The organism is Streptomyces sp. NPDC091972, assembly GCF_044756385.1.
Classification (GTDB): domain Bacteria; phylum Actinomycetota; class Actinomycetes; order Streptomycetales; family Streptomycetaceae; genus Streptomyces.
The window spans coordinates 274,250-294,566 of record NZ_JBIVSV010000006.1; the positions used below are offsets into that span (position 1 = coordinate 274,250).

17 protein-coding genes are annotated in these 20,317 nt (G+C 71.0%); 4 read left to right on the forward strand and 13 right to left on the reverse strand.

The annotated features are described in order from the left end of the window. Positions 1-24 precede the first annotated feature (24 nt). Positions 25-1,737, forward strand: a complete 1,713-nt coding sequence (locus ACIQJT_RS20215; protein WP_365457180.1) for a DUF2264 domain-containing protein — start codon at positions 25-27, stop codon at positions 1,735-1,737. A gap of 83 nt (positions 1,738-1,820) precedes the next feature. Continuing rightward, entirely contained in the window at positions 1,821-2,279 is a 459-nt protein-coding gene (locus ACIQJT_RS20220; protein WP_402645246.1) for a hypothetical protein, read from the forward strand. Here the strand turns inward: ACIQJT_RS20220 and ACIQJT_RS20225 are convergent. From ACIQJT_RS20225 to ACIQJT_RS20235, 3 genes are all read right to left on the reverse strand, one after another. Beyond that, positions 2,274-3,065 (reverse strand): alpha/beta fold hydrolase, encoded by a 792-nt coding sequence (locus ACIQJT_RS20225; RefSeq protein WP_402645248.1) that lies wholly within the window; start codon positions 3,063-3,065, stop codon positions 2,274-2,276. The two genes, ACIQJT_RS20220 and ACIQJT_RS20225, sit on opposite strands and share 6 nt — an antisense overlap. Continuing rightward, entirely contained in the window at positions 3,058-3,645 is a 588-nt protein-coding gene (locus tag ACIQJT_RS20230; protein ID WP_402645251.1) for a TetR/AcrR family transcriptional regulator, read from the reverse strand. The genes ACIQJT_RS20225 and ACIQJT_RS20230 overlap by 8 nt, the downstream gene beginning before the upstream one ends. A gap of 104 nt (positions 3,646-3,749) precedes the next feature. Then, entirely contained in the window at positions 3,750-4,715 is a 966-nt protein-coding gene (locus tag ACIQJT_RS20235) for an alpha/beta hydrolase (RefSeq protein ID WP_402645254.1), read from the reverse strand. Positions 4,716-4,889: 174 nt separating this feature from the next. Here ACIQJT_RS20235 and ACIQJT_RS20240 point away from each other — a divergent pair, with 174 nt between their 5' ends. Together ACIQJT_RS20240 and ACIQJT_RS20245 are read left to right on the forward strand one after the other, a co-directional pair. Further along, positions 4,890-5,345 carry a transcriptional regulator, SarA/Rot family gene (locus ACIQJT_RS20240; RefSeq protein WP_365458012.1) on the forward strand — a complete coding sequence of 152 codons (456 nt, stop codon included), beginning with the start codon at positions 4,890-4,892 and terminating at the stop codon, positions 5,343-5,345. A gap of 106 nt (positions 5,346-5,451) precedes the next feature. After that, on the forward strand, positions 5,452-6,702 hold the full coding sequence (locus ACIQJT_RS20245) for an MFS transporter (protein WP_402645256.1): 1,251 nt from the start codon (positions 5,452-5,454) through the stop codon (positions 6,700-6,702). A gap of 22 nt (positions 6,703-6,724) precedes the next feature. Here ACIQJT_RS20245 and ACIQJT_RS20250 read toward each other — a convergent pair whose 3' ends face one another. The 10 genes from ACIQJT_RS20250 to ACIQJT_RS20295 all read right to left on the reverse strand — a co-directional run bounded on the left by ACIQJT_RS20250 (position 6,725) and on the right by ACIQJT_RS20295 (position 20,209). Further along, a complete protein-coding gene (locus ACIQJT_RS20250) occupies positions 6,725-7,525 on the reverse strand; it encodes an ABC-2 family transporter protein (protein WP_365458015.1) in 801 nt (266 codons plus the stop codon). Positions 7,526-7,530: 5 nt separating this feature from the next. Further along, the gene (locus ACIQJT_RS20255) at positions 7,531-8,334 is read right to left on the reverse strand and encodes an ABC-2 family transporter protein (RefSeq protein ID WP_365458018.1); all 804 of its coding nucleotides are present in this window, start codon (positions 8,332-8,334) and stop codon (positions 7,531-7,533) included. Position 8,335: 1 nt separating this feature from the next. Then, complete coding sequence (locus tag ACIQJT_RS20260; RefSeq protein WP_402645260.1) at positions 8,336-9,340, reverse strand: ATP-binding cassette domain-containing protein; 1,005 nt, start codon at positions 9,338-9,340, stop codon at positions 8,336-8,338. A gap of 138 nt (positions 9,341-9,478) precedes the next feature. Continuing rightward, a complete protein-coding gene (locus tag ACIQJT_RS20265; protein WP_402645262.1) occupies positions 9,479-12,346 on the reverse strand; it encodes a glycoside hydrolase family 2 TIM barrel-domain containing protein in 2,868 nt (955 codons plus the stop codon). 26 nt (positions 12,347-12,372) lie between these two features. Then, entirely contained in the window at positions 12,373-13,242 is an 870-nt protein-coding gene (locus ACIQJT_RS20270; RefSeq protein ID WP_365458027.1) for a carbohydrate ABC transporter permease, read from the reverse strand. Then, on the reverse strand, positions 13,239-14,207 hold the full coding sequence (locus ACIQJT_RS20275) for a sugar ABC transporter permease (RefSeq protein WP_365458030.1): 969 nt from the start codon (positions 14,205-14,207) through the stop codon (positions 13,239-13,241). Before ACIQJT_RS20275 ends, ACIQJT_RS20270 begins: the two co-directional genes overlap by 4 nt. 19 nt (positions 14,208-14,226) lie before the next feature. Next, the gene (locus tag ACIQJT_RS20280) at positions 14,227-15,486 is read right to left on the reverse strand and encodes an ABC transporter substrate-binding protein (protein ID WP_402645266.1); all 1,260 of its coding nucleotides are present in this window, start codon (positions 15,484-15,486) and stop codon (positions 14,227-14,229) included. A 228-nt stretch (positions 15,487-15,714) separates the two neighbouring features. Next, the gene (locus ACIQJT_RS20285; RefSeq protein ID WP_402645269.1) at positions 15,715-17,559 is read right to left on the reverse strand and encodes a glycoside hydrolase; all 1,845 of its coding nucleotides are present in this window, start codon (positions 17,557-17,559) and stop codon (positions 15,715-15,717) included. Between the two features lie 37 nt (positions 17,560-17,596). Next, positions 17,597-18,841 carry an ROK family transcriptional regulator gene (locus ACIQJT_RS20290; RefSeq protein WP_365458039.1) on the reverse strand — a complete coding sequence of 415 codons (1,245 nt, stop codon included), beginning with the start codon at positions 18,839-18,841 and terminating at the stop codon, positions 17,597-17,599. A gap of 114 nt (positions 18,842-18,955) precedes the next feature. Beyond that, positions 18,956-20,209: a D-arabinono-1,4-lactone oxidase gene (locus ACIQJT_RS20295; protein WP_402645272.1), complete on the reverse strand. Its 1,254-nt coding sequence runs from the start codon at positions 20,207-20,209 to the stop codon at positions 18,956-18,958. Positions 20,210-20,317 lie beyond the last annotated feature (108 nt).

Genomic DNA, 20,317 nt, shown 5'->3' on the forward strand with positions numbered 1-20,317 from the left:
CTGGGATGCGAGGAAGAGAGAACGATGCAGCTGCCGCCCGAGGACCGCACCCTCAGTCCCCGCACCGGTTACACGCGCGCCCACTGGGAGGCGGCCGCCGACGCCCTGCTCGCCGCGGTCGAGCCGTACGCCACCGGTGACCGCGCCCTCTACCACCTCCCCGGCGACCGCCAGAGCTGGTCCGGCCGCCTCTCCGACGGTCTCGAGGGCTTCGCCCGTACGCTCCTCCTGGCGGCCTTCCGCCAGGACGCGACCGCGCTGGAGCGGTACGCCGACGGACTCGCCGCCGGGGTCTCGGGGGTCTGGCCGCGTATCGAGGACCGCAGCCAGCCGCTGGTGGAGGCGGCGTCGATCGCGTTCGCACTGCGGATCACCAAGCCGCTGCTGTGGGACCGACTGGAGGACGCCGTACGGCAACGCACCGCGGCCTGGCTCGCCGACGCGCTCACCGCCGAGCCGTGGCCCTGCAACTGGGAGCTCTTCCCGGTCACGGTCGCCGGGTTCCTGGCGTCGGTCGGGCACGAGCCCGAGGCCTCCCGCAAGGCGATCGACCGGGGCCTGGAACGCATCGAGACGTGGTACGTCGGCGAGGGCTGGTACACCGACGGCGACGGCCGCAAGTTCGACTACTACAACGGCTGGGCCATGCACCTCTACCCGGTGCTGCACGCCTGGCTGGCCGAGGACGACCGGCTGCTGGACCTGTACGGCGGCCGCCTCTCCCGCCATCTCGCCGACTACGCCCGCCTGTTCGGCGCCGACGGCGCCCCGATGCACCAGGGCCGCTCCCTGACGTACCGCTTCGCGACGACCGCCCCCCTGTGGCTGGGCGCGCTGACGGGCCGCACTCCTCTCTCCCCGGGCGAGACCCGCAGACTGGCCTCCGGAGCCCTCAAGTACTTCCTGGACCGGGGTGCCGTGGACTCGCGCGGTCTGCTCACCCTCGGCTGGCACGGCCCCGACCCGGCGGTCCTCCAGGGCTACTCGGGCCCGGCCTCCCCGTACTGGGCGAGCAAGGGCTTCCTCGGCCTGCTCCTCCCGGCGGACCACGAGGTCTGGACGGCGGTGGAGGAACCGGGACCCGCCGAACGCTCCGACGCGCTCACCTCGATCACCGCCCCCAACTGGCTCATCCAGTCGACCGTTTCCGACGGGTTGGTCCGCCTCCACAACCACGGCAGCGAGGACGTCCGCTACGACCCCTACTACACCCGCCTCGCCTACTCGACGGTGACCGAGCCCTCCCCGTCGTACGACAACAGCGTGTTCGTGGACGGGGATCCGAGCAGGACGGAGATCGAACCGCTGGGGGCGGGGGAGGGATGGGTGGCCTCCCGGCACACGGCGGCCGGGGGAGTACGGGTGTGCAGTGCCGTGCTCGCGCGGGGCGCGGTCGAGGTGCGTGCCTTCCTGGTGTCCGGCGCCGCGCCCGGGACGCCGGTACGGGTGACCGGCTGGGCCGCGCGGGAGGACGTGCGGGCCGAACTCCTGCCCGCCGTGGGCCTCGACGGCGGGCTCGGCGGAGTGACGGGAGACGGTGACGGTCTCTTCGTCGCCCTGGCCCGGCTCACCGGCGACCCGGAGGCCGCGCCGCTACCGGAGACGGTGGCCGTACGGGCCGTGGGGGCAGGGGAGCTGACCGTGACGTGGACCGGGGGGCCGCAGATGCGGGTCCGGCTGACGAGGGACGGCGTGGATGTCGTGGGCGGGGAGGGAGACGGCTCGGACGGCGGGTGAAGCCGCCGCCCGCCCCACCGGCCGCCCCTTCCCTCCATCACACTTCGGCCGGCGCCGAAGCAACCCATGGCTACCGTCCCGGCATGAACGAACATCCGCAGGAGACCCCGGCGCAGGCCGTCACCGGCATGGTGGAGCATGTTCTCGGGCTGGCCGCCACCTGGACCGCGTGGGACGGGGAGCCCGCTCGCGTCGACGGGCGTGTGTACACCCCGCACAAGGCGATCCGGCGGGTCGCCGACCATCTGGTCGACCACCTCGCCGAGCTGGAGGCGCGGCTCGCGGGCGAGGACCCGCAGCCCGACCGCTGGCACGCGTCCGCGAGTACCACCGTGGCCGACCTCGCGCCCTTCACTCAGGAGGACCTGGACGAGGCCCGCAGCCGTCTCGTGCGGCTCGCCCGTGTCTGGGCCAACCGCCTCGACGCGCTCACGGAGGAGCAGCTCGACCGGTCACCCGGTCCGGGCTGGAGTTTCCGCGAACTGGCCCTGCACCTCAAGGGGTCCACGTACTACGCCGACGCGCTCGGTGACCTGTCATGACCACGGGCCGGTCCCGAGCAGCGTGCGCGTGAGCCGGTCGGCGAAGTCCACCGGGCGCTCGAGGATGCCGAGGTGGCCGCCGGGGAACTCGGCGAAGTCGGCCTGGAGGCGCTTCACCAGGAACTCGGCCGTGCGGTACAGGAGTTGGCCGCGGGAGTCCGCGCCGGCGGCTACGGTGAGCCGGGTCCGCGCGGGGCACGCGTCGGGAACGTACGAGGTGAAGGGCCCGATGACGTGCGCGAGGGCGAGCGCCATGGGGGTCCTCAACTCCTCCTCCCGGGCCAGGGGGCGGCCCTCGGGGAGGTCCCCCGCGTCCCGCTCCTCCAGTACGGCGGTCATCAGGGCGCCCGCCGCCGCGAGCCCCTTGGCCCGGTAGACCTCGCAGACCTCCCGGAACGCGGCCTGCTGCCGGGCCCCGTCCAGCAGCACCCCGACGCAGGGCGGCTCGTGCGCGACGACGTGCCGCAACCGCTCCGCGTGCCGGGTCGCCAGATCGAGCGCGGCGACCGCCCCCGCGCTGGTGCCGAGGACGTACGCCGTCTCACCCTCCGGGAGCGTCTCGTCGAGCACCCGCCGCGCCCCGTCGCTCCAGTCCTGGACCCGCTGGTCGGCGACGGGTTCGCCGAGGCGGCCGTGGGCCAGGCCGAGGGGGTCGTGGGTGACGACGGTGAAGTGCCCGGAGAGCGCCTCCGTCATCGGGCCGAGGCCCATCGGGTGGCCGGCGCCGCCGGGAAGCAGCAGCAGGACGGGGCCGCGGCCGGTGATGTCGTAGGACGGGTCAGTCATCGGTGCCCTCCTCATGGGGCCAGTTCTCGAGTGCCACGTGCAGGGCGTCGACCGCCCTGTCCCAGGACTTCTGCACATCGCGGGGTGCGCCGAAGCCGCCCGCCGACTCCAGGGCGCAATAGCCGTGGAAGGTGGCGCGCAACAGGCGTACCGCGTCGGTGAGATCGGGTTCGGCGAGGCCGTAGGCGCGCAGCATGCCGTAGGTGATCTCGGCGGTGCGCCGGAGAGCGGGGGTGCCGGCGATCAGCGACTGGTCGATCCGGATCTGGGTGGCGGCGTACCGGCCCGGCCGCTCCAGCGCGTACGCCCGGTAGGCGCCGGCGAAGGCGGCCAGCGCGTCCTTCCCGGACCGCCCCGCGACCTCGACGGCGATCCGGTCGATCAGCTCGCCGCCGGCGAGCAGGGCCACCCGGGTGCGCAGGTCCTGGAGGTTCCTGACGTGCGAGTACAGGCTCGCGTCCTTCACGCCGAAGCGTTTGGCCAGGGCGGCCAGGGTGACGTTCTCGAAGCCGATCTCGTCGGCGAGGTCGGCTGCGGCCTCGGTGAGGCGGTCGGCGCTCAGGCCGGCTCTGGGGACCATGCGTGCTCCAGTGAACCTAGGACTCCTAGGAAAGATACTGGAAGGCATAGGGAAAGGCCCCGGATTTTCCGATCCGGGGCCTCGGAGGGGTGACGGGGGTGCGGTCAGGCGGTCGCCAGGGCCGTGCGGAGGGTGCTGATCGCCTGGCTGATGGCTGCGTCGGCGGCGTGGGTCTCGCGCAGGGCGTTGAGCATCACGAAGTCGTGGATGATGCCCTGGTAGCGGACGGCGGTGACCGGGACGCCGGCTGCGCGGAGCTTGTTGGCGTAGGCCTCGCCCTCGTCGCGCAGGACGTCGGCCTCGCCGGTGATGACCAGGGCCGGGGGCAGGCCGGTGAGCTGCTCGGTGGTGGCGCGCAGCGGGGAGGCGGTGATCTGGGCGCGGTCGGCCTCGTCGGTCGTGTACTGGTCCCAGAACCACTGCATGGCGTCGCGGCGCAGGAAGTAGCCGGTGGCGAACTGGTGGTAGGAGCCGGTGTCGAAGCTCGCGTCGGTGACCGGGTAGAAGAGGACCTGCTGGACGAGCGGGACGTCCCCGCGCTCCTTGGCCATCAGGGTCAGGGCGGCGGTCATGTTGCCGCCGACGGAGTCCCCGGCCACGGCGATGCGCGTGGCGTCGAATCCCTTGCCCGCGCCCTGCTCGACGACCCAGCGGGCGACCGCGTAGTTCTGCTCGATCGCGACCGGGTAGCGGGCCTCGGGGGAGAGGTCGTACTCGGGGAAGACGACGGCGGCGTGCGCGCCGACGGCGAGTTCACGGACGAGGCGGTCGTGGGTGTGGGCGTTGCCGAAGACCCAGCCCGCGCCGTGGATGTAGATCACCACGGGGAGGGAGCCGGTGGCGCCGGCGGGCCGGACGATCCGCGCCCGGACGCTGCCCGTGGGGCCGTCTTGCACGGTCACCCACTCCTCGTCCACCGCGGGCTTGTCGATGTCACCGGACTGCACCTCGTCGACCGCCTTGCGGCCCTCGGCCGGGCCGAGGTCGAAGAGGTACGGCGGGTTCGCGGTGGCCTCCACGAAGGCCTGGGCGGCGGGCTCCAGTACGGGGCGGGGGGTGCTGTCGGTCATGACGATCTCCTCGGATCGGGTGCCGCGGGCGCGCTCGGTCTGTCGGTTCGGCCGAGCGGCGGCACATCGAGAACAGTAGCGCGCGATTGGGTCGTGCACAACTAATTCGCGGTCGATAGAATCGGGGCAGACCTGAACGCGTACCGTGGAGGACCCACCGAAGGGAGCCGTTCCGTGAGTACCACCGCAGACGAGCCGGGTGAGCTGTCCCTGCTCCTGGACGACCAGCTCTGCTTCGCCCTCTACGCGGCGTCGAGGGCGGTCACCGCGCGCTATCGCCCGCTCCTGGACGAACTCGGGCTGACCTATCCCCAGTACCTGGTGCTGCTGGTGCTCTGGGAGCAGGACTCGATCTCCGTACGCGACCTGGGCGCCGCCCTGCAACTGGAGTCCAGCACGCTGTCACCGCTGCTCAAGCGCCTGGAGGCGGCGGGGCTCCTGCGCCGTGAACGCCGCCTCGACGACGAGCGCTCGGTGGCCATCCGGCTCACGGACGAGGGGGCGCGACTGCGGGAGAAGGCCCGGGCCGTGCCGTCCGCGATGGGGGACGCGATGGGGCTGACACCGGAGGAGGACGCGGCGGCCAAGCGACTGCTCCGGCTGATCACGAGCAATGTGACGGCGGGGTGACCCGGGCCGTGCAGTGACCGCCGTGGGCGCCGCGCCCACCGAGCGGTAATTCGCTCGGGCACCGCCACCCGGGGTCCTAGGGTTGCCGGGGCACCGGGGGAGGGGCATGGCGTACGAGGCTCAGCGGGACGGCGCGACCGACAAGTCTCCTTCGCCGACGGCTCGTTCACGTCCGCTTTGGCGGCAGCGCGACTTCGCCGTCTTCTGGGCCGCGCAGACCCTCTCCGTCCTCGGTGACTCCTTCGCCCTGATCGCCCTGCCCCTGCTGGTGCTCGAGACCACCGGCTCCCTCGCCCGGATGGGACTGCTGACGGCGGTCGGCGGTGCCGCCTCGGTCGTCGCCGCCGTGTTCGCGGGCGTGGTGGTGGACCGGGTCGACCGGCGCCGGCTGCTCATCGGCTGCGACCTCGTGCGGATGGTGCTGTACGGCGTGATCCCGCTGGTGTGGCTGTTCGGGCCCCGGATCTGGCTGCTGTACGCCGTGCTGCCGGTGTGCGAGGCGGTCGGCATGCTGTTCGCCGTCGGGTATGTCACCGTCGTACGGGCTCTCGTCGGGACGGGCCAACTCACGGAGGCCAACGGGCGGTTGAACGCGACCGCCGCCGCGGCCGGGGTGCTGGGGCCGGTGTGCGCGGGTGTCGTGGCGGCCTGGACCGGACCCGCCACGGCGGTCGGTGTGGACGCGGCGAGCTTCGGGGTGTCGGCGCTGTGCACGTTCTTCGTGCGGTTCCGGGGCCGCCCCGCCGAGGCAGCCGGACGCACCGGTCTGTGGCGCGACCTGCGCACCGGAGTGGCGTTCCTGCGCGCCCACCCGGTGCTGCGCTCGCTCACCGTGCTGCTGTTCGTGTTCAGCTTCCTCACCCTCGGCCTCAACGACCTGGTGATCTACCACCTCAAGCACGACCTCGGCCACGACGACGGCACGGTCGGCACCGTGATGGCCGTCGGCGCGCTCGGCACCATCACCGGCGCCCTGCTGGTGGCCCGGGTACGCCGGCGGTTCGGCTTCGGCGCGGTGTGGACCGGCTCGGTGGCGTTGTGCGGGCCGGCTTTCGCCGGCATCGGCTGGGCCCGCGGCGTACCGGCCGTGGCGCTCCTGGTCGCGCTCTTCCTGGCCTGCGGAGGAGTGGCGGGCACCTGCTCCATGTCCCTGCGCCAGGAGGTCACCCCCGAACCCCTCCTCGGCCGCGTCACCTCCGCCTTCTGGACCCTCCACTACTCAGCGGCCCCGATCGGCGCGGCCGTCCTCACCTGGGCGGCCGAACACCAGGGCACTGCCCCGGTGGGCCTCCTGGCGGGCACGACGTGCGTACTCGTCGCCACAGCGGCCCTGTTCACCCCGGTCCGGCGGTCCTGACGCCACCCGGAGCCCGCGCGCCTCACCCGTTGATCCCCGCGTAATGCCGAAGGCTCCACCGCCACAGGACCCGTGAGCCCAGGTACGCCACCGCGCCCAGCAGCGGTGAGAGTGCCGCCAGCCAGTACGGGGCCCCGGTGTCGTGGCCGTGGCCGGTGAGGACCGCCGCGGGGAAGTAGGCGACGAAGGCGAGGGGGAGGCCGTAGGTGAGGAGGCCGCCCACCGCCTTCGGGAGGACGTTCAGGGGGTAGCTGCCGAAGGTGCCGAGGAGTTCCTCCAGCCAGCGGCTCCAGTAGTCCGCGGCCGGGAAGCGCAGGGCCGCGCAGGTGATCGCCGTGAAGAGGGCCGCCTCCAGGAGCATGCCGCCGATCACGGCCACGACCAGGTAGGAGATCCGGCCCGCCGTCCAGTCGAGCCGGCTGCGGCTGAGCGCGCCGGCCATCAGGCCCACCGCCACGGTCAGGTCGCCGATCGCGTTGGTCGGGAAGAAGGCCAGCTGGAGCTGGCGGTGCACCGGCATCGGGCGGGTCAGGTAGATGTCGATGCGGCCCTCCTGGATCTGCCGGCCCGCGCCGTGCACCCGCCCCAGCAGCAGGACGAACAGTCCGTGGGCGAGCATCCGCGTCGCCGGGATCAGCAGGACCTCCGAGCTGTCCCAGCCGCCCATCCCGGTGAACCGGGTCAGCAGCACGGTGGCGAACACGATCACCGACACCTGCCAGATCGCACCGATCGCGATCATCAGCAGGAACTCCGTGCGGTACTCGAGCTGCGCACGGAAGTTGAGACGCGTGACGCGCCACGCGATCCGCATGCCGTTCACGGGCCTCAGCCTCCTTGGGAGATGACGCGGCGGGCCGCCCGCCGCCACAGGAAACGGGTGAACAGGGTGAGCGCCACGCCCCAGAACGCCTGGACCGCCAGCTGCTCCCAGGCGTCCGACAGCGGGATGCGGCCGATGTACAGCGACAGCGGCACGCTCAACGTGGCCTGGAACGGCAGGAATCCGCTCAGCGTGATGAACCAGTCCGGGAAGAACCACAGCGGCGCGTACACCCCGGACAGCAGGTTCTGCGCGAAGATCAGGATCAGCATCGCCGCGTTGTTGCGGACCGTCCAGAAGCACAGCTGGTCCAGGACCAGCATCACGTGGTACAGGACCCACTGGCCCAGCAGCAGACTCAGCGCGAACACCCCCGCCACCGCGGCGGACCCCGGCGGATCCACCACCCCGGCCGCCAGGCAGACCAGGTAGCCGCCGAGCGCCCACGCGAAGCCGTACACCTGCTCGCCGAGGGCGCGCAGGGCGTGGTAGCGCTGGGGCGGCAGCGGGCGCAGGTACCAGTAGACGATCGTGCCGAAGTGCATGTGCTGGAGCACGGTGTCCCGGCCCGCGTACTGGTCCAGCTCCCGCAGTCGGGAGGCGAGCACGGCCAGCACGGCGTACGTGACGGCCTGGCCCTCGGCGAGGCCCGCGGTGGTGCCGGTGTGCGTGTACAGCCCGTGCCACAGGGAGGCCACCAGGACGACCTGGACGACCAGCCGGACCAGGACGGCCGTCATCCGCGGCGGTGCGTGCAGCTCGCCGAGCGGGGTGACCCGGGCGGCGCGCCAGGCGTGCAGGACGGCCATGTCAGACCGCCCCGGCGTGGACGTAGGCCGCCCGCATCACGTCCTCGAGGTCGGCCTCGTCGATCGCGACGCCCGTCACCTCGTACCGCTCGATGACCGCCTTCAGGGCCTGGTGCACGGTGGGGGAGTCCGGCCCGTCGGGGCTCTCGGGGCCGAACACGACCTGCGGGCCCTCCTTGCGCAGCACCGCGATCCCCGGCAGCGGGCCGACGTCCGTGTGCGCGTCGGCGAGGGTCGCGCGGACCTGCCAGGTGGAGCCGAACCTGCGGCGGATCTCGTCGAGGGAGCCGTCGAGGACGAGCCGGCCGTGGTTGATCAGGACGACCCGCTCGGCGAGCCGCTCCACCTCCGTCATGTCGTGGGTGGTCAGCAGGACCGTACGGCCGCGCTCCTCGACCTGGTGGCGCAGGAACTCCCGTACCTGCTCCTTGACCACCACGTCCATGCCGATGGTCGGTTCGTCGAGGAAGACGACCGGCGGGTCGTGCAGCAGTGCGGCGGCAAGGTCGCAGCGGACCCGTTGGCCGAGGGAGAGATGGCGGACCCGGGTGTCCCAGAACGCGGACAGCTCCAGGATGGCGTCGAACTCCGCGAGCCGGGCCGCGTGTTCGGCCCTCGGCACCTCGTAGATGTCCCGGAGGATCGAGAACGACTCGCGCACCGGCAGGTCCCACCAGAGCTGGGTGCGCTGCCCGAAGACCGCGCCGATGTTACGGGCGTTGCGTTCGCGGTCCTCGTACGGCACCACGCCCGCCACCCGCGCCTCGCCCGAGGTGGGCGTGAGGATGCCGGTGAGCATCTTGATGGTGGTGGACTTGCCGGCGCCGTTGGGGCCGAGCAGGGCGAGGAGTTCGCCGGGCGCCACGTCGAAGGTGATGTCCGAGACGGCGTGCTTGGCGACCCGCTCCGGGTTGACCAGCGAGCGCAGGGTGCCGGCGAGGCCGGGGCGGCGGACGGTGGTGTGGAAGGTGCGCGAGAGACCGCGCACCTCGATGCTTCCCCTCACGGTGTGAACTCCCTTGCGCTGGACATGGGTTGCGGCCGGTCGGCTGAGAAGCCGACCGGCCGCAGGCACACCATGACCGTCGCAGAGTCCCGATCACACCGGCAATGGACTAATCCGCCTGGTCATTGGACTAATCGATCACCGGGAGAGCACCGAGAAGACGAAGGAGAACTCCGCCGGCTCGGCCCGCAGGTGGTACTGCGGCAGCGGGCCCGGACCGCAGGACTGCGAGCCGATCCCGTGGTGGCCGTGGTCCAGGTTCACCCACACCGTCCCGCCCGGGGTGAGGTCGGTGAGGTGGGCGGCCGCGTCGAGCTGCTCGGTCGTCCAGCGGCGGGCGGTGAAGGAGAACTCCGGGTCGCCCTCGATCCGCAGCCCGCCGAGCTCCACCCAGCGGACGTCGGCCCGGGCGCCGTTCTCCTGCGGGCGCAGGTACGGCGTCTGGAGCTCGTCCACGGTCGCGCTCCAGCGTCCGACCATGGAGGCCTTGCGGGTGTCCGGGTAGGCCTCGCCGGGGCCGCCGCCGAACCACCTGACCTGGTCCGCCTCGGGGAGCCCGAGCCGGATGCCGAGGCGGGGCAGCGGCTGTGTCCACTCGCCGTCGGGGCCGACGGACACCGTCAGGCGGAGCCGCGAGCCGTCCGAGGTCCAGCGGTAGACCACGCCGAGGCCGACCTCGCGGGCGGCGGGCGCCACCCTGGTGCGGACCGTCAGCGCCTCCTCGCCGACCTCCACCGAGGCCAGGCGGTGCCGCATCCGGTGCAGACCCAGCGTGCGCCACAGCGCGCTGTACTGGATGCCGGAGTTCCACTCCGTGCCCTCGTCGTTGTCGGTCGTCGCCCGCCACACGTCCAGCCGCGGGCTCTCGACGGCGATGCCGCCGATCGCCTCGAGGGCGCCGGTACGGGCGTCGAAGGATCCCGGACCCAGGGTGATCACCTTCTCGCCGCGCACCGGCCGGCCGGTGGGCGCCACGGAGGGCCGTACCGCGGCTGTGGCCGGGAGCTGGCCCCACGCGACGACATGGCCCTTCGGCGCCCAGGCCGTGTCGGACGCCAGCAGCGCCCGTACCGTCCACTGCGCCTCGGCCCCCTCGTGGGCGGGCGGCTCCGGCAGCTTCAGGTCCGCCGACTCACCGGGAGCCAGCGCCGGCACCGACAGCGTGCCCGCCTCGACGCTCTCGCCCTCCACCTCGTACGACCACTCGAAGGCGAGCGCGGACAGGTCCGCGAAGTCGTACTTGTTGGTGACGCGTACGGTGCCGTCGGCGCCGTCGATGCGGACCGGCTCGACGACCTTCTTGTACTCGACGAGCCCGGGGGAGGGCGTGCGGTCCGGGAAGACCAGGCCGTCGCAGACGAAGTTGCCGTCGTGCAGCTCCTCGCCGAAGTCGCCGCCGTAGGCGTAGCCCAGCTCGGCGTGCCTGATCCCGTGGTCGATCCACTCCCAGACGAAGCCGCCCTGGAGGCGGTCGTACTTCTCGAAGAGGTCCTGGTAGTCGGCGAGGCCGCCGGGGCCGTTGCCCATGGCGTGGCCGTACTCGCACTGGATGAACGGCAGCGACCGGCGCTTGTGGGTGCCGCCGTCCAGCTCCTCGCCGATCTTCTCGACCTCGTCGTGGAAGGCGTACATGCGCGAGTACACGTCGGTGTCCCGGCAGTTCCAGTCGCCCTCGTAGTGCACCAGCCGCTCGGGGTCGCGCCCGTGGATCCACTCGGCCATCGCGGTCAGGCCGCGACCGGTGCCGGCCTCGTTGCCCAGCGACCAGAGGACGATCGAGGGGTGGTTCTTGTCCCGCTCGACCATGCGGGCCGCACGGTCCAGCAGGGCCGGGGTCCAGCGGTCGTCGTCGACGGGGTTGTCCCGCCAGTCCTGCTCGGTGAAGCCGTGGGTCTCCAGGTCGCACTCGTCGATGACCCACAGGCCGTACTCGTCGCACAGGTCCAGGAAGGCCGGGTGCGGCGGATAGTGCGAGGTGCGCACGGCGTTGATGTTGTGCCGCTTCATCAGCAGGACGTCCTCGCGCATGGTCGCGAGGTCCAGGGTGCGGCCCGTCTCCGGGTGCCACTCGTGCCGGTTGACGCCCTTGAACAGGACCGCCCTGCCGTTGACCTTGATCAGGCCGTCCTCCAGGACGACCGTGCGGAAGCCGATGCGCAGCGGGACCCGCTCACCCTCGGTGACCAGCTCGCCGTCGTAGAGCCGGGGGCTCTCGGCGCTCCACGGGGCCACCAGGGCGGTCACGGACTCGCCGGTCGCGACATCGATGTCCAGGGCGGGCACGAGCACCCGCCCGTCGACGTCGGAGTCGACGCGCAGGGTGCCCTCGCCGGTGCGGTGGTCGTAGGAGGCGTGCACGAAGAAGTCGAGGACCGCGCCCGCCGGGCGGTGCAGCAGGGTCACCTCGCGGAAGATGCCCGGCAGCCACCACTGGTCCTGGTCCTCCAGGTAGGAGCCGGCCGACCACTGGTGCACGCGGACGGCCAGCACGTTGCCCCGGGGCTTGAGCAGATGGCCCACGGCGAACTCGTGCGCGAGCCGGGAGCCCTTGAACTCGCCGATGTCCGTGCCGTTGAGCCACACCCGGGCGCAGGACTCGACCCCGTCGAACCGGATCACCGCGCCACCGTCGGCGGGCCAGTCCTCCGGCAGGTCGAAGACGCGCAGGTGGTCGCCGGTCGGGTTCTCGGTGGGGACGTGCGGCGGGTCCACCGGGAACGGGTAGAGGTGGTTGGTGTAAATCGGCAGCCCGAAGGCGCCGTCGCCCTGGAGGACCCAGTGCCCCGGGACCGTGACCTCGGCCCAGCCGGCGGCGTCGTATCCCTCCTCGGCGAAGGAGTCGTCCTCGGCGTCGGCCGTCGGCGACAGCCGGAAGCGCCAGGTGCCGTCGAGGGGCAGGGCCTTCGCGTCGGAGGACGCGTACCAGGCGCGGGGCGGGAGGGCCCCGCTGCCGGGCGAGACGTCCTCGACGTAGTCGAAGGCCGGTGAGGTCGTGCGGAAGGACATCGGTCTCCAGGTCCTGAGAGAAGGTGTCAGCCCTTGATGCCGGTCTGTGCGATTCCCTGGACCAGCCAGCGCTGGAGGAAGAGGAACACGAAGACCAGGGGCAGGATGGAAATGGCGGTGGCCATGAAGATCAGATGGAAGTTGACGGTCTGGTTGGTCATGAAGGAGGACAGCGCGACCTGGACGGTCCAGGAGCTCGGGTCCTGGCCGATGACCAGGGGCCACAGGAAGGCGTTCCAGCCGCTGATGAACGTGATCGTGGCCATCGCCGCGAAGAAGTTCAGCGAGTTCGGCACCACGATGCGCCAGTATGCGCCCCAGTATCCGAGCCCGTCCACGCGAGCCGCCTCCTCCAGCTCCTTCGGGAACCCGAGGAAGTACTGCCGGAACAGGAAGCAGGTGAAACCGCTGAACAGGCCGGGGATGATCAGACCGCGGTAGGTGTCGATCCAGCCGAGGGACGAGACCAGCACGAAGCTGGGCACGAAGGTGACGGCGGTGGGCACCATCAGGGTCGCGAGGACGACGTAGAAGACCTTGTTGGCGTGCCGGTAGGGGATGCGCGCGAGGCCGTAGCCGGCCAGGGAGCAGATCAGCAGGGTGCCGACGGTCATCGAGACGGCGATCACCGTCGAGTTCCACATGGACCGGGCGAAGTCCACCGTCGGGTCGTCGAACAGCTCGCTGATGTTGCCCCACTGGAAGGAGGGCAGCAGCTTCCAGTTCTCGCCGGTGATCTCGGGGTCCGTGGACAGGGAGTTGCGGAGGATCAGGTAGAAGGGGAGCAGGAACAGCAGGGCGGCGACGCTGACGGCGACGTAGAGGCCGGTGTTGCCGAGGACGCCTCCGCGCTTCCTGCCGCTCTCCTTGCCCACCTGAGGTGCGGTGGTGGTCACTTGGAGTCCTCCCCCCTTCCGAAGCCCATGAACTTGCCCTGGAGGAGCGTGACGGCGCAGATCAGCACCGTGAGGATGACGGCGCCCGCGCTGCCGGCGCCGTAGTCCTGGTTCTCGCCGAGGGCGGTCTTGTACAGGACCATCAGCGGGGTCTGGCCCCAGGTGGCCTTGGTCGTGATGATGTTGAAGAACTCGTCGAACGCCTGGTAGGCGGCGACGAGCAGCAGCAGGATGACCGCGGTCGAGGTGGCGCGCAGCTGGGGCAGCGTGATGTACCGGAAGGTCTGCCAGCCCGGCTTGGCGCCGTCGATCGCGGCCGCCTCGTACAGCTCCGCCGGGATGTTCTGGAGCGCGGCCAGGAACAGGATCATGTAGAAGCCGGCCTGCAGCCACAGGCGCACGGTCACGATGACCAGCCAGTACCAGGGCGGGTTCGGGTCGGACAGGTAGGCGATGTTGTCGACGCCGAACCAGCCGAGCACCGTGTTCATCAGGCCGAAGCGGACACCGGTGAAGATCGACATCTTCCAGATCAGCGCGGCGGCCACGTACGACACGGCGGTGGGCAGGAAGAACACCGACCGGAAGAACGCCCGCATGAACCGCAGCCGGTGCACCAGCATCGCCAGGCCCAGCGACAGGGCCCAGGTGAGCGGCACGATGAGCGCGGCGAACACCGTGAACGTCACCAGGGAGCCGGTGAAGTTGGAGTTCGTCAGCATGCTCTCGTAGTTGTCGAGGCCGACGAACTTGCTCGGCGTGACGGTGAAGCGCGCGTCGAAGAAGCTGAGCCAGATGCTCCAGACGATCGGCACGAAGACGAAGATCGCCAGGCCGATGAGGAAGGGCCCGGTGAAGAGCCAGAAGTTGACGGTCGGGTTGCCCCTCAGGCCCCGCCGCGGCCGGGCCGGTGCGGCCTTGGCCGGGGCGGGCCGGGCGACCCCTCGCGTGGTGGTGGTCGACATGTCGTGGTGTCCCGCGGGCCTATCCGAAGAGCTTCTTGAGTTCGGCGTCGACCTTCTTCTCCGCGGTGGCGAGCGCGGCGTCGGGGTCGCCGTTCTTACGGACGCTGTTGGCGAACGCGTCGGTCAGGGCGGTGATCATCGCCTGGGTCCAGCCGATGTTGTCGAAGTGCCCGAACTCGTTGAAGAGCTTGACGCCCTCGGCCGGCAGACCCGACTGGAGCTTGGTGGCCGACTGGGCGATGGAGGTGCGCGGCGGGATGTGGAAGCCGTACGAGGTGGCCCAGTCCTCCTGGTACTGCTTCTGGTCGATCCACAGCCACTTCACGTACTCCTTGGCCGCGTCGACGTTCTTGCCCTTGGCGTTGACGAACATCGACCAGCCGCCGTTGTACACCGACTGCTTGCCGTTGTCGCCGACCTTGGGGAAGGGGAAGACGCCGAGGTCGTCGCCGAGGGCCTTCTGCATCGCGGGCATGGCCCACATGCCGCAGAACTGGATGGCGCACAGGCCCTGGTTGATCGCGGAGGGGTCCCAGTAGTCGGCCGGGGCGTCGAGGAGCAGGTTGCCGCTGGTGAACAGCTGCCGCAGCTGCTTCATGCCGGCGACGACCGCGTCCGTGTGGAAGGCGGGCTTGTTGTCGGGGGTGAGGGTGTCGGCACCGGCCGACCAGATGAGCGGGTTGATGGCCGGGGTGAGGTCGTTGCCGAGGAAGACACCCTTGACCTTGTCGGTGGTGAGCTTCTCCGCCGCCTCGAGCAGCTCGTCGAGGGTGGTCGGGACCTCGACCTTGGCCTTCTCCAGCATCGACTTGCGGTAGAAGAAGAACTGCGGGTCGTCGATCATGCGGACGCCGTATATCTTCCCGTCCACCGTGTGCGACTTGATGTCGGCCGGGTTGAAGTCGTCCTTGACCGGGGCGATGATGTCCGTCAGGTCCGCGACCTGGCCGCTCTTGACCATCTGGATCTGCGGGTGGAACTCGAAGACGTCGGGTGCCTGCTTCGTGAGCAGAGCGGCGAAGAGCTTCGCCTCGAAGTTGTTGCCCGTGATCCAGTTGGTGGTCACGTCGGCCTTCTTGTACGCCTTCGCGTACCGCTTGATCGCCTGCTCCGTGCCCGCCTCGCCGTAGGCGTGGAAGTACTGGACGAGTCCGTCGCCCGGTCCGCTGCTGCGGCCCGTGTTGCTGCCGCACGCGGCCAGCCCGCCGGCGGCGGCCAGGCCCATCGCGGCTCGCAGAACGTTTCGACGGTCCCAGTTGCTGTTGCTCAATGCCGACATGCTGACGTCCTTGTCTCGAATACGGCGGCGGCTCTGTGCGCGGCTCCGCGGCTCAGTGCCCGTTGGCTCAAATGGACCTGCGGTGCGGGACGTTAACCTTCTGCTAAGCCTTCGGCAAGGGGTTGGACGAAGTCTGCTCGAAGCGTTGCGCAGCGTTCGGGATACCGGACGCCCTGGGGTCGCGGGCCGCCGCACCAGCGGCCCGCAACCCGGTGGAGGAGTGGGGAGTTACTGCCTGGACCAGGCCTGGTTGGTCCCGCCGTTGCAGGTCCACAGGCCGACCCTGCTGCCGTCGGCCGTCGCCTGTCCGCCGACGTCCAGGCAGGTGCCGGTGGCCTCGCTGACGATTTGGCCGTTGGAGTTCAGCAGCCATCGCCGGCTGCCGTCGGGGGCCGGGTCAGGGCTGGTGACGAGCCCCGAACTCCCCGCGGTGAGATAGCCGTTCACGCCCTTCAGACGGCCCTTCGCGTCGTACGACCACACCTGCTCCGGCCCGCCCGTGCAGTTCGTGATCGAGGCACCCGAGGCGTCCGCGGTCAGGCACCTGCCGGACTGCCTGCCCTGGAGCGCACCCGTGACCGCCGACGTGCCGCGGCCCTTCTGGTCGAGGACGTACGTCGTGACGGACCGGGCCGGCAGTATCGCCGACGCCGTGCCGCCCTTGACCGACGGCTTGGCCACGTTCGCCCAGCTCTCGGTCGCCGAGGTCCGCACGGCCCTGCTCGCCCGTACCGGCGCCTTGCTGTTGAAGTGCAGCTGCACCGCGGTGTCGGTGGTGTTGTGGTTGTTGACCACGACGACCCACTTGCCGTGGTCGTCGTACGTCGACACCTCGACGCCCTGCGGCGCACCGGTCACGTTGTGGGCGACCGCGCCCGGCCGGACGAACTTGCTGTACTGGCCCAGCGCGTAGTAGCGCTTGGTGAAGTACAGGGTCTGGTTGCCGTTGCCGGCGTAGTCCGGGTCGTAGTAGATCAGGCCGTCGTTCCAGCCCTCGGAGTTCTTCGCGAGGGGGTCGGAGCCGATCATCTCCGACAGGGCGACCCACCACTGGAACGCCGAGTCGTGCGCGGTCGCGAAGTCCTTGTAGATGATCCGGGACAGGTTCAGACCGCCGTCGATCGTGGGGTCGTACTCCTGCGCCCAGCCCGTGCCGCCGTTGCCGAAGCAGCAGATCTCCGTGGACCAGGACTGCTTGCCGACCGACTTCGACGTCTCGTGGATCTTCGCCCGCTGGTCGTCGCCCGGGTTGTTGTACGTGTGGTGGGCGAGCCTGTCGACGTACTGGGCGGTGTCCGGCTGCGAGATCCACTGCGGGACCTCGGTGTTGAAGTTCACCGTGGAGCTGGACTCGTCCGCGATGATGCCCGTCCGCTGGTGCCGGGCCCGCTGCTCGGCGCCCAACGCCCGCACGATGTCGTCGCGTTGGTCGACCGGCACCAGCATGCCCTCCTGGCCGCAGCTGTCGAAGCTGTTGGTCGGCTCGTTGAAGGGGCTGATGTAGTCGAACTTCACGCCCTGCTTCGCGAAGTGGTCGGTGACGTCGGCGACGTAGTCCGCGAAGTCCTGGGTGTTCTCCGCCTTCAGATAGCCGCCGCAGCTCCTGGCGTTGGTCTTCCACCGCGCCGGCGCGCTGTTGACGAAGGCGATCAGGTCCCGCACGCCGTACCTGGCGGCGGCGTACAGGAACGTGCGGCCCGCCTCGTCCCTGCTCCAGTCGTAGGACCCGTCGTCCTTCAGGAAGTCCTCGGGAGCGCGCGGGGCGTAGGTCACGCCGGTGCCGCCCCCGCCGATGTTGTAGCGGTAACTGCTCAGCGCCAGGCCCTCCTTGGAGAAGAGCAAACTGGCGACCCGGGCCTGGACCCTCGGGTCGAAGTTCTTCAGGTCGTTGACCCACCAGGCGCCGGAGGCGCCGATGTTGTCGATGGTCTGGGCGGCGTGCGGGGAGACCTCGGCCACCGTGGGGGTGGCGGCCGACGCGGGCGGGGCGGATATCAGGGGGCCCGCGACAGCGAACGCGGCTGCGGCTGTCAGCAGGGCCGATCTCGTGCGGTGGGGGTGAGACACGTGCATCCCTTCCGTCGTCGTGAAGGTGGTGCGGTACGGCGCCCTAATGGGGGTCGTGCGTCTTCGTCCGTGCCGGGGTGGTGCGTTTCGCGGACCTCTGCCCGACCGACTGGAGCGCCCCTTCGAGCGCGAACGTCGCCGCGCCCAGGCAGGCCGGGTCCGTCGGGATGGGGGAGAGGACGATCTCGGTGGCGGCCGCCGGCCGGGGCAGCGCGTGCCGGGCGACGGCCTCGCGCACCTCCGCGACCAGGGGCTCGCCGAGGGCGGCCGCGACCCAGCTGCTGAGCACGACCACCTCCGGGTTCACCAGGTTGACCAGGTGTGCGACGGAGGCGCCCAGATAGCGGGCGGTGTGCCGCACGACCTCGATGGCCACCGGGTCCCCGGTGCGCATCCCGCGGGCCAGCGCGGCGACCGTCGCGGTCTGGTCGCCCGGGTGCAGCAGCTCGCTGTCGGGGCTCAGCTCCCGCAGGTTCAGCATGATCCCGGGCGCGCCCACGTATGTCTCCACACAGCCGTGGTTGCCGCAGCGGCACAGGCGTCCGTCCAGGACGATCGTGTTGTGGCCCCACTCGCCCGCGCTGTTGGACACACCGCGGTGCAGTGCCCCGCCCAGGACGAGACCGGCGCCCACACCGGTGCCGAGGGTGACCACGACGGCGTTCGCCCGTCCGCGCGCGGCCCCGAACCACTGCTCGGCCACGGCGACGGCGCGCAGCGGGTTGTCCAGGTAGAGCGGGTAGGCGATGTGCTCGGAGAGCAGGTCGAGCAGCGGCACGTCGTGCCAGTCCCAGTTGGGCGCGTACTCGGAGATGCCGGTCGCGCGGTCCACCTGGCCCGGCACGCTCACGCCGACGCCGAGCACCCGGGCGCCCTCGATCCCCGCCTGCGCCACCACCGAGCCGACGGCGGCGGCGACATGGCTGACCACCTGCTCGGGGAGGCTCTCGCCGGGGCGGACGTCCTCCTCGGCGCGGGCCAGGACGTTCAGCGCGAGGTCGAACAACTCGACGTGGACGTAGGTCTCCGCGATGTCCACGCCGATCAACGCGCCCCCCGACGCGTTGACGGCGACGAGCCCCCGCGGACGCCCGCCGGCCGACTCCTCGAACCCGACCTCCGTGATCATCCGCAGGTCGAGCAGCTCGCCCACGAGCGTGGCGACGGTCGCCAGGCTCAGCCCGGTGGCCGCCGCCAGCTCCTGCCGGGACGTGGGCGACTCGGCGATGATCTGGCGCAGCACCTCGTAGCGGTTCGCGGTGCGGATGTCACGTGATGTGCGCTTCACCGGGCCTGCCCCCGTCCTTTCGCTCAGGCCGGGACGACAGCGGCACCGGCGCGGCGCAAGGCTATGGGGTGCGGGCGACTTTGTACAAGGGCTTAGGAAATGGGCTTTATAAAGTCACTCGGCAAGGACGGCGCGGACATAGGCGTTGGCGAATTTTGCCTCGGGGTCCAGCTCGCGCGCCAGCTTCCGGAAGTCGCCGAGCCTCGGGTAGCGCTCGCGCAGGATCCCGGCCGGGGTGGTGAACACCTTGCCCCAGTGCGGCCGCGCGTCGAAGGCGTCCAGTGCCGCCTCCAGCCGGCGCACCACCGGAAGCACGGCCGCGGTGTTCTCGATCCAGGTGAAGTGCAGGGCCACGGTGTCCCGGCCGTACGAGGGGCTCAGCCACTGCCCGTCCGCGGCCACGGTCCGCACCTCGCAGGTCTGGAGCACCCCGGCGACGCCCTCCCGGATGCCGTCCACCGCGTGCAGCGCCTCGACGGCGTGCTCGCGCGGCAGCAGGTACTCGGACTGGAGCTCCGCCCCGCTGCTCGGTGTGAACTCGGCCCGGAAGTGCGGCAGCCGGTCGTGCCAGGGCCCCGGCACCCCGGACTGCTCGGTGCAGTTGACCGCCGGCATCCCCGGAACCGGGTGCATCTTCTCGGTGGCGGGCGCGGCCCACGGGAAGTCCGCGAGGGGCTGGTCGGTCCGCCGCTTGACCCAGACCTGCCGGAAGCCGGGCGCACGCCAGTCGGTGAACAGGCTGACGCTGTACGCCGTCGACATGACCGTCTCGAAGGCGGCCGAGTCCAGTTCGGCGAGGGGGAGTTCGGTGAAGACGTACTGCTCCACGTCGAAGGAGGGCACGAGGTCCAGGGTGAGCGCGGTGACGACACCGAGGGCGCCCAGCGAGGTGACCGCGCCGGCGAAGCGCGGGTCGTCCCGGCCGATGGTCAGCGGCGCGCCGTCCGCCGTGACCAGCTCCACCTCCCGCACGGCCGACGAGAGCGGGCCGTTGCCGACGCCCGAGCCGTGGGTGCCGGTCGCCACCGAACCGGCCACGGAGATGTGCGGCAGCGAGGCCATGTTGGACAGCGCGAGGCCGTGGGCGTGCACCGCGCGCGCGAGTTCGGCGTACCGGACGCCGCCCGAGACCCGTACCGTACGGGCCGCGGTGTCCACGTCGGTCACCGGCGGAAGAGCGGCGACGGAGAGGAGGACGCCCTCCGGGCCCGGCTCGGCGATCTCGTTGAAGGAGTGCCCGCTGCCCAGCACCCGTACCCGTGCGCTGTCCGCGACCAGCGCGGCGAGTGCGTCGAGCGAGTGGGGCCGGTGCAGTTCCTTGGCGGAGTAGGTGATGTTCCCCGCCCAGTTGGTGATCGTCTCCGACATGTCCGTCGTTCCTCCCGGGAGTGCGTATGCGTTGACCCTCTCATTTGTCGGGGCCTACCGTAGAGAGCGTTTTCTACCGTCTTTCCGTCGGTCTGGAGGATCACCACC